Source organism: Candidatus Bathyarchaeia archaeon (assembly GCA_035935655.1).
Taxonomy (GTDB): domain Archaea; phylum Thermoproteota; class Bathyarchaeia; order 40CM-2-53-6; family 40CM-2-53-6; genus 40CM-2-53-6.
In genome coordinates this window covers 1-2313 of the sequence record DASYWW010000043.1, presented here as the reverse complement: position 1 = coordinate 2313, position 2313 = coordinate 1, and the positions used below count along the sequence as shown (strand labels likewise).

The window sequence follows — 2313 nt, the reverse complement described above, 5'->3', positions numbered from 1 at the left end:
GGGACCAACAGATTGACTGCAATCACCATAGGATTTGAGGAGAAGGATTACGATGAGTCCGAAGCAAGTCGTCAATCTACGGAGCTCCTTGATATTTCTCACCGTCTTGTGCTCCTTCCTTCTGATCGAATCGTTTCGTCGATTGGGCACGTTATCTGGGCAACGGATCAGCCAACTGTGGACGGTCTGAACACTTACTGGGTTGCCTGGATCACTGCTGAGGCAGATTTCAAAGTCGCACTCTCTGGAACGGGAGGCGACGAGCTCTTCGGAAGCTACGAATCCATAAGATGGTTTGAACGATTCACGCGAGCCGCGTCCCTAACGCAATACATTCCACAGCAAGCCGGCAAGTGGCTCTTGCGCCACGATAGCTTGCCCTACCGGTGGCAAAGGCTTTCTTACCTCTTCGGAGCGGATGATCCCTCTGTGGCCGCTGAGCTTGCTGTGAAGATCCTTTTCCCCAAGGATTCGGTCAAGAGGCTCTTGATTTCCCCAGAACTAAGCTCAAATGGCCAATCGCCGGCCACGACGCATCTTTGTAAATGGGCAAAATCCACAAGGAGGCAAATGCTGACTAAGAGGCTGGCTTTCCAAGACTTTCATGCGCACCTTGAGCCACGCCTTGTCCGTGATTCTGACGCAATGAGCATGGCGAACTGCCTAGAGCTTCGCCCAGTCTTCCTGGACCCGGTGACCGTAGACGCCGTCTGGAAACTTCCGGCCTCCCTCCGGTTTCAGAAGAAGCGACTCTTGCTGGCTGCTGTGAAAAAATACATTCCCGATGGACTTCTCAATTTGCTTGCCTCCCGGCCCAAACGCACATTTACCTTTCCGCTTGCTTTATGGTTATCAAGCACTCTTAGGAATGCATTGGACGATGCCTTTCAGCCTGGGCAACTTCGTACTGCCGGAGTTTTCGACCCGGCACCCGTTGCTGCACTATGGCACCGATACCAGTCAAAGCCAGCAGATGTTGGCTGGTCCCGTATTTGGAGCCTGTTTGTACTCGAGCGCTGGTGCGAAATGATGAGAGCATCCTTTTAGAATTCACACATGCAAGGTAAGAAACCATGCCTCGTAGTTGTTTCACCATTCGTGGACAAACAGCACGGCACCGAGCGCCGCGTCGCGGAATGGCTGAATCAGTTGATCAACACTTTTGATATCCACCTATTCAGTCAGCGGGTCGACGATCTAGATTTGTCGCGAATCAGATGGTATCGCATTCCTAAATGTCCGGGGCCTCACCTCTTGGCTTATTCATGGTGGTTTGCAGCAAATCACTTTTGTCGCTTGTGGAACGCCATTTTTCGGGGATTGAATCCAGATCTAGTGTTCTCTCCCGGTATCAACTGTCTCGACGCGGATGTAATGTCCGTGCATGTAGTCTTCGGGGACTATCGCCGGCGAAACGCATCGATGCTGCGCTTTGAAAATCATCCCCTTCGCAATTGGCCATTGTTGCTCCACCGCAAGTTGTACTATTCGTTTATCGCTCATCTTGAGCGCCTCCTCTACGCTAAACGGAAGAAGACCCTGATTCCTATTTCTCAGAAAACGGCGATGGCTCTAAAGACATTCTACGGGCGCACAGACCGTTTTACGGTGGTTTACCTAGGTATTGATCATGGAATCTTCAATCCTGCTAGACGAATTTGGCTGCGCGATGAGGTGCGCCGCGCATATCATCTATCTCCGGGACAATTTGTACTACTTCTTATTGGCAATGATTGGCGAAATAAGGGCCTTCATTCCTTATTGGAGGCACTAGCACTCCTTCGGGAATTGCCGCTCCAACTACTCGTAGTTGGACAAGACGTCCAATCGACCTACCTTAGGTGCGTTGAGGAGAATCAGTGCGTGGCTCAAGTTCACTTTTTGCCATCGCGGAGGGACGTCGAATTTTATTATGCTGCCGCAGACGCATACTGCGGTCCTTCGCTTGAGGATGCGTTTGGTCAGCCACCCGCAGAAGCAATGGCTTGCGGCCTCCCTGTGATCACCTCCGTCACGAACGGTACTTCAGAAATTATTGAGGATGGAGTTGATGGACTCCTGCTTCGTAATCCTACCGATTCGAAGGAACTTGCATCATTGATCCGGAAATTGTACGAGAATCCGCGCTTGCGCGAAGAAATGGGTGCCAAAGCGGCCGAGAAAATGCTTCACTTCACCTGGGAAAAGAGCGGCCGTGAAATGACGAACCTTCTTCTGCAAGCATTGGAAGCGAAAAAGTCCCGTCATGCATCGGCCCTGCGCCAGGAAGCCTGAATGAACAGAACTGAGCTCAAGCCATCGCAGGCAACAGGC

At 51.5% G+C, this 2313-nt stretch carries 3 protein-coding genes; 2 read left to right on the top strand and 1 reads right to left on the bottom strand.

The window, feature by feature from the left end:
- Positions 1-1047, top strand: a 1047-nt coding sequence (locus VGS11_09035; protein ID HEV2120229.1) for an asparagine synthase-related protein, incomplete at its 5' end; no start/stop codon positions are given.
- A 285-nt stretch (positions 1048-1332) separates the two neighbouring features.
- On the opposite strand, the gene VGS11_09030 is transcribed toward VGS11_09035, so the two are convergent.
- Positions 1333-1503: a hypothetical protein gene (locus tag VGS11_09030; GenBank protein HEV2120228.1), complete on the bottom strand. Its 171-nt coding sequence runs from the start codon at positions 1501-1503 to the stop codon at positions 1333-1335.
- On the opposite strand from VGS11_09030, the gene VGS11_09025 reads away from it, so the two are divergent.
- Positions 1423-2274, top strand: a complete 852-nt coding sequence (locus VGS11_09025; GenBank protein ID HEV2120227.1) for a glycosyltransferase family 4 protein — start codon at positions 1423-1425, stop codon at positions 2272-2274. The genes VGS11_09030 and VGS11_09025 overlap by 81 nt on opposite strands.
- Positions 2275-2313: the final 39 nt, after the last annotated feature.

Excerpts from the sequence above, each read along its gene's own strand:
- VGS11_09025 (HEV2120227.1), top strand. The coding sequence starts at position 1,423 with ATGCTGCGCTTTGAAAATCATCCCCTTCGCAATTGGCCATTGTTGCTC.
- VGS11_09030 (HEV2120228.1), bottom strand. The coding sequence starts at position 1,503 with ATGAGCGATAAACGAATAGTACAACTTGCGGTGGAGCAACAATGGCCA.